Annotated in this window: 6 protein-coding genes; all 6 read left to right on the top strand. The window is 75.5% G+C overall.

Going from position 1 to position 6,610, the window contains the following annotated elements:
• Positions 1-374: histidine phosphatase family protein (locus HMPREF0731_RS17960; protein ID WP_007005612.1), on the top strand; the 374-nt coding region annotated here is incomplete at its 5' end.
• Between the two features lie 70 nt (positions 375-444).
• Complete coding sequence (gene glpK / locus HMPREF0731_RS17955) at positions 445-1,968, top strand: glycerol kinase GlpK (RefSeq protein WP_040613873.1); 1,524 nt, start codon at positions 445-447, stop codon at positions 1,966-1,968.
• A 115-nt stretch (positions 1,969-2,083) separates the two neighbouring features.
• Positions 2,084-2,395, top strand: a complete 312-nt coding sequence (locus tag HMPREF0731_RS17950) for a hypothetical protein (protein WP_007005610.1) — start codon at positions 2,084-2,086, stop codon at positions 2,393-2,395.
• Positions 2,396-2,471: 76 nt separating this feature from the next.
• Complete coding sequence (locus tag HMPREF0731_RS17945; RefSeq protein ID WP_083854557.1) at positions 2,472-3,650, top strand: NHLP bacteriocin system secretion protein; 1,179 nt, start codon at positions 2,472-2,474, stop codon at positions 3,648-3,650.
• Between the two features lies 1 nt (position 3,651).
• Complete coding sequence (locus HMPREF0731_RS17940) at positions 3,652-5,841, top strand: NHLP family bacteriocin export ABC transporter peptidase/permease/ATPase subunit (RefSeq protein ID WP_007005609.1); 2,190 nt, start codon at positions 3,652-3,654, stop codon at positions 5,839-5,841.
• Positions 5,841-6,610, top strand: a 770-nt coding sequence (locus HMPREF0731_RS25735) for a hypothetical protein (RefSeq protein WP_007005608.1), incomplete at its 3' end; no start/stop codon positions are given. The genes HMPREF0731_RS17940 and HMPREF0731_RS25735, both read left to right, overlap by 1 nt.

The raw sequence follows: 6,610 nt of genomic DNA, 5'->3' as shown, positions 1-6,610 counted from the left end.
GCGAGACCCAGCGCAACCTCTCGGCCGAGGGCCGCGCCCAGGCGGCGCGCATCGGCGCCGCCTTCCGGGCGGAGGGGCTGGGCCAGCTGCCGGTCTTCACCAGCGCCTGGTGCCGCTGCCGCGACACGGCGGCGCTGCTCGGCCTCGGCCCGGTGCAGGCGCTGCCGGCCCTCGATTCCTTCTTCGCCGGCCAGGGCGACGCGGACGCCTCCACCGCCGCGCTGCGCGACTGGCTGCGGGAGCGACAGGGCGCGGCGGTGCTGGTGACGCACCAAGTCAACATCACCGCCCTGACCGGCATCTTCCCGGCGCCGGGCGAGGTGGTGCTGGTCGATGCCGCGGGCCGCGCCCTGGACCGGCAGCGCCCGGGCTGAGGCCCCCCTTCCCTCGCCCGCCCGGCTGCGGCAGCCTGCCCGGCCCTTCCGCATGGAGTTGCTTCTGCCGATGGCCAGCGCCGGCGCGATCCTCGCCCTCGACCAGGGCACCACCTCGACCCGCTCCATGCTGTTCCGCCCGCCGGCGCTGCAGCCCATCGGCCTGGCGCAGCAGGAGATCACCCAGCACTACCCCGCCCCCGGCTGGGTCGAGCACGACCCGGAGGAGATCTGGCAGACCGCCCTGGCCACGATGCGCCAGGCGATCGCCGGGGCCGGTCTGGAGGCGGGCGACATCGCCGCCATCGGCATCGCCAACCAGCGCGAGACGGTGCTGCTGTGGGAGCGCGCGACCGGCCGGCCGCTGCACCGCGCCATCGTCTGGCAGGACCGGCGCACCGCGCCGCTCTGCGCCCGGCTGCGGCAGGAGGGGCATGGCGCCGCGGTCGAGGCCCGCACCGGCCTGCTGATCGACCCCTATTTCTCGGCGACCAAGCTGGCCTGGCTGCTGACAGAAATCCCCGGCGCGCGCGCCGCGGCGGAGCGCGGCGCGCTGGCCTTCGGCACCGTGGATACCTGGCTGCTCTGGCGGCTGACGGCGGGGCGCGTGCACGCGACGGACGCCACCAACGCCGCCCGCACCCTGCTCTTCGACATCCATCGCGGCGAATGGGACGCCGAGATGCTGGCGCTGTTCGGCATCCCGGCGGCGCTGCTGCCGGAGGTGCGCGACTGCGCCGCCGAATTCGGCACCACCGACCCGGCCCTGCTCGGCGCCGCCATCCCGGTGCGCGGCATCGCCGGCGACCAGCAGGCGGCGACCCTCGGCCAGGCCTGCTTCGCCCCCGGCATGGCCAAGGTCACCTATGGCACCGGCGCCTTCGCCCTGCTGCACACCGGCGACCGCCCGGTGCGCTCGCGCAACCGGCTGCTGACCACCATCGCCTGCCAGCTCGGCGGCCGCCGCACCTATGCGCTGGAGGGCGCCATCTTCATCGCCGGCGCCGCCGTGCAATGGCTGCGCGACGGGCTTGGCCTGATCCGCCAGGCGCGGGAGAGCGGCGCGCTCGCCGCCGGCTCGGACCCGGCCCGGCGGCTCTATCTGGTGCCGGCCTTTGTCGGCCTCGGCGTGCCGCACTGGGATGCCGAGGCGCGCGGCGCCATCTTCGGCCTGACCCGCGAGTCCGGCCCCGCCGATTTCGCCCGCGCCGCGCTGGAGAGCGTCGCCTTCCAGACCCGCGACCTGATGCAGGCGATGCGGCGCGACCTGGCGGCGGAGCAGCACGGCGCGCAGGACGAGGCGGCGGTGCTGCGCGTCGATGGCGGCATGGCGGCCTCCGACTGGACGATGCAGGCGCTGGCCGATCTGCTCGACCGCCCGGTGGACCGGCCGGAAGTGGCGGAGACCACGGCGCTCGGCGCCGCCTATCTGGCCGGGCTGCAATCCGGCCTCTGCCCGGCGCCGGCGGAGTTCGCCCGCTCCTGGCAATTGCAGCGCCGCTTCACCCCCGCCCTGCCGGCAGCCGAGCGGGAGGCGGCCTATGCGGGCTGGTGCGAGGCGGTGCGCCGCACCCTCTCCCGCCCCGCCGGATAGGGCCGGTCCGGCCCTGGCGCCACACCCCGCACAGGCAATGAGCCGCCCGGAATAGGCAGCCGCGCCGCCGCTGCGCTAGGATCACGCCATGGCGAGGATGGCAGGAGCAGGCGGCATGCGCCCCGACGACGTGATGGACAGTTTCCGCCGCCTCTTCGCGGCGCGGCCCGAGACCGCGCAGGGCCTGGCCGAGGCGCGCGACCTGGACAGCGCGGCCGAGCTGCTCGACCGCATCGGCGCGCGCCACGGCATCGCCACCAGCGCCGCCGAGATCCGCGGCCATGTCCGCCGCCTGCGCGACGAATTGTCGCGCGGCGAGCTGTCGCCGGACCAGCTCGACCACATCGCCGCCGGCGTCGCCGCGCCGGGCGGCAGCGACCTGGCGCTGATGCTGTCCATGCTGGGGCAGGACAGCGCGGTGCCGTGAGCGGCCACGCCCCGCTCACCCGCCCGCCCAGCCCGGAGCAGCTCGACCGCGCGCTGCGCGTGGTCCCCGGCCTGGCCTGGATCGCGCTCTGGCTGCTGCTGGCGCTGGTGCTGGCCGGGCTGGCCTGGAGCCTGCGCTCGACGGCGGCGGTGAAGACCCAGGCCCAGGGCGTGCTGCTCAGCGCCGGCGGCGTCGGCGATGTGGTGGCGCCCGCCCCGGGCGGCTGCTGCGGCTGCTGGCCAGCCCCGGCGAGGCGGTGGCCGAGGGCCAGCTGGTCGCGCTGCTCGACCAGCCGGAGCTGGAGGCCGACCTCTCCCGCCGCCGCACCGAGGCCGCCAGCCTGGAGGAGCAGGAGGCGCGGGTGCGCCGCTTCCTGGAGGGCGAGGCCGAGGCGCGCCGCCGCCTGGCCGAGGCGCGGCAGCAGGCCCTGCGCGCGCGCATCGCCTCGCTCACCGCGCTGGAGGGCACGATGGGCGAGATGGCCAGCATCCAGCAGGGGCTGTTCGGCCGCGGCCTGACCACGCGGGAGCGCTTCCTGGCGGCGCAGCAGCAATGGCAGGAGGTGCGCAGCCAGCGCAGCGAGGCCGAGAACAGCCTGGTGCAGATCGCCGCCGACACCGAGGCGGAGCGCATCCGCGCCGAACGCGAGCTGCTCGACCTCGGCATGCGCCGCGCCGCCGTGGCGCGCGAGATCGCCTGGACCGAGGGCGAGCTGGCCCGGCGCGGCCGCGTGCTGGCGCCCGCCGGGGGCATGCTGGTCGAGCAGGTGGCCAATCCGGGCGAGCTGGTCGCCGCCGGCGCGCCGGTGCTGCGCTTCCTGGCCGGCCGCGCCGGCGAGGCGGAGAGCCTGGTCGCCCTGCTCTACGTCCCGCCCGGCGAGGGCAAGCGGGTGCAGCCGGGGATGCGGGCGCAGATCATCCCCTCCACCGCCCGGGTGCAGCGCGACGGCTTCATCGAGGGTGAGGTGGAGAGCGTCTCCGCCATCCCGGCGACGCGGGAGGGCATCCTGCGCACGCTGAAGAACGCCGTGCTGGTCGACCAGCTGATGCAGTCCGGCCCGCCGGTGCTGGCCACCGTGCGGCTGGCGCGCGACCCGGCGGCGGCGGGCGGCTATCGCTGGTCCACCGGCAGCGGCCCGGCCCTGGCGCTGGGCAGCGGCACCCTGGCCGAGGGCCGCATCGTCGTCGACGACATCCCGCTGATCGCCCTGGTGCTGCCGGAGGCGGAGCGGGTGCTGGGCTGGATCGGCCTCTGAGATGGACGGGCTGATCGCCGGCGCCGCCGCCTCGCCCCGCGACGCCGCGCGCCGCCGCGCGCCCAGCATCCTGCAGCTGGAGGCGGTGGAATGCGGCGCCGCCTGCCTGGCCATGGTGCTGGCCGCGCATGGCCGCTGGGTCCCGCTGGCCGAGCTGCGGGTGGCCTGCGGCGTCTCCCGCGATGGCAGCAAGGCGGGCAACATCGTGCGCGCCGCGCGCCGCTTTGGTCTGGAGGCGAAGGGCTTCCGGCACGAGCTGGCGGCGCTGAAGGCGCTGCCGAAGCCCGCCATCCTGTTCGTCAACCTGAACCATTTCGTGGTGCTGGAAGGCTTCGCGCGCGGCCGCGCCTGGATCAACGATCCGGCCGGCGGCCGCCGCGCCATGACCGAGGCGGAGCTGGACGAGATCTATTCCGGCATCGTCCTCACCTTCGCGCCGGGGCCGGACTTCACCCGGGGGGGGCAGCCGCCGGCCATCGCGGGCCGGCTCTTCGCCTGGCTGCGCGGCGGCGAGGGCGCGCTGGCCTATGCGCTGGCCAGCGGCCTCGGCCTCGCCCTGATGGCGATCCTGCTGCCCGGCTTCAGCCGCGTCTTCATCGACCATTATCTGGTGGAGGGGCAGCGGGACTGGTTGGGCTGGCTGCTGTTTGCCATGCTGGCGGCGGCGCTGGCGCAGGGCGGGCTGGTCTGGCTGAAGGGCAGCATCACCCACCGCCTCGCCACCTCGGTCGCGCTGCGCGCCGGCGCGCGCTTCGTCTGGCGCATGCTGCGCCTGCCCATCCCCTTCTTCACCCAGCGCTATGCCGGCAGCATCGGCAGCCGGGCGGAGCTGGCACCGCTGCTCGGCCAGCACGCGGCGAAGGAGCCGGTGCTGCTGCTGGTCGAGGGGGTGGCGCTGGCCGTCTATCTCGGCGTCATGCTGCTCTATTCGCCGCTGCTGACGGCGGTGGCCGCCGCCATGGCGCTGGGCAATCTCGTGCTGTTCCTGGTGGCGCGGCGCGGCGTCGAGGAGCGCGAGCAGAAGGCGGCGCTGGACCAGGTGAAGCTCGGCGCCAAGACCATGCTCGGCCTGCAGATGATCGAATCGCTGAAGGCCACCGGCACGGACGGGCCCTATTTCGAGACCTGGGCCGGCCAGCACGCGCTGGTGGTGGGGCAGCAGCAGGCGGTCGGCCGGGTCGCGGCGCTGTTCGCCACCCTGCCGGATTTCCTGGCCCAGGCGGGCGCGGCGCTGGTGCTGGTGCTGGGCGGCCTGCTGGTGATGCAGGGGCAGCTGACGCTGGGCACGCTGGTCGCCTTCCAGCTGCTGCAGGCCGGCATGGCGCTGCCGCTGCGCGCGCTGATGCAGAACGCGGTGCAGATGCAGGCGGCGCGCGGCACGGTGGAGCAGATGGAGGATGTGCTGCTGCACCCCGAGGCGCCGGAATTCTCTGCTTCCCCGCCCGAGGCCAGTGCCGCGCGGCGCGAGCAGCGCCTCTCCGGCGCGCTCAGCCTGCAGGGGGTGAGCTTCGGCTACAGCCCGCTGGAGCCGGCGATGATCGAGGATTTCTCGCTGGAGCTGGTGCCGGGCGCGCGGGTGGCGCTGGTCGGCCCCTCGGGCAGCGGCAAGTCCACGGTGGGGCGGCTGGTCACCGGCCTGTTCCCGCCCTGGTCGGGTGAGATTCGCCTGGATGGCCGGCCGATCGGCAGCCTGCCGCGCGGCCTGCTGCGCGATTCGCTCGCCGTGGTGGACCAGGAGATCGTGCTGTTCGAGGGCAGCGTGCGCGACAACATCGCCCTCTGGGACGAGACCATGCCGGAGGCCGCCATCATCGCCGCCGCGCGCGACGCGGCGATCCATGACGACATCATCGCCCGCCCCGGCGGCTATGACGGGCCGGTCGAGGAGGGCGGGCGCAATTTCTCCGGCGGCCAGCGGCAGCGGCTGGAGATCGCCCGCGCCCTGGTGAACTCGCCGAGCCTGCTGGTGCTGGACGAGGCCACCAGCGCGCTGGACCCGATCGCCGAGAAGCAGGTGATGGACAATCTGCGCCGCCGCGGCTGCGCCTGCCTGATCATCGCCCACCGCCTCAGCACCGTGCGCGATTGCGACGAGATCATCGTCATGCATCGCGGCAAGGTGCTGGAGCGCGGCACGCATGAGACGCTGCTCGCCGCCGGCGGCGCCTACAGCCGGCTGATCGAATCCTGATGGACGGCACGCTGATCCCGCCCGGCCTCGGCACGCCGCGCGCCATCGCCGGCAACACCCCGCTGCTGCTCGACCAGCCGGGCCAGGCGCTGCTGGTGCTGGAGGGCGAGGTCGAGCTGTTCCTGGTGCCGCTGGAGGAGGGCCGCCCCGCCGGGCTGCGCCGGCATCTCTTCGGCCTCGGCCGCGGCGCGCTGCTGTTCGGCGTCGATGGCGCGGCGGAGGGGGTCGGGCTGCTCGCCGTCGGCCATGTCGGCACACGGGTGGCCGAGCTGCCGGCCGGCGCGCTGGCGGCCTGGGGCGACGACCCCGCCCGTCGCGACGCCCTGGCCGGAGCGCTGGAAGGCTGGGTGCAGGGGCTGAGCGGCGCCATGCTGCGGCCGATCCAGCCGCGCCCGCGGCTGGAGACGCTGTTCCAGCCCGGCGAGACGGCAGCACCCGCCCCCGGCCGGCGCGCCGGGACCGGGCGCGGCATCGCCTGGGTGCGGCCGGCCATGGCCGCCTTCTATCTCGACACCGGCGAGGTGGCGGCGGGCGAGATCCTGCCGCTCTCCGCCGGCGCCTGGATCGAGCAGCCGCAGGCGGCGCCGCTGCCCAGCCTGGACACGGCGGCGGCGCTGGCCCAGGGCCTGGCGCTGCCCGGCCTGGCGGTGCTGCACCGGCTGATGCTGGAGATCCTGCCGCTGAACCTGATGCTAGCGGCGGCCGACGAGGCCAACCGCCAGCGCGCGCGCCGCGAGGCGGACCAGGAGGCCGGCGAGGCCGCCCTGCG

It is taken from the genome of Pseudoroseomonas cervicalis ATCC 49957 (genome assembly GCF_000164635.1).
GTDB classification, from domain to species: Bacteria; Pseudomonadota; Alphaproteobacteria; order Acetobacterales; family Acetobacteraceae; genus Pseudoroseomonas; species Pseudoroseomonas cervicalis.
This window is presented reverse-complemented; position numbering and strand designations above follow the sequence as displayed.

Bases quoted from the DNA above. Each gene is read 5' to 3' on its own strand.
- glpK (WP_040613873.1), top strand. From the start codon at position 445: ATGGCCAGCGCCGGCGCGATCCTCGCCCTCGACCAGGGCACCACCTCG.
- HMPREF0731_RS17950 (WP_007005610.1), top strand. From the start codon at position 2,084: ATGCGCCCCGACGACGTGATGGACAGTTTCCGCCGCCTCTTCGCGGCG.
- HMPREF0731_RS17940 (WP_007005609.1), top strand. From the start codon at position 3,652: ATGGACGGGCTGATCGCCGGCGCCGCCGCCTCGCCCCGCGACGCCGCG.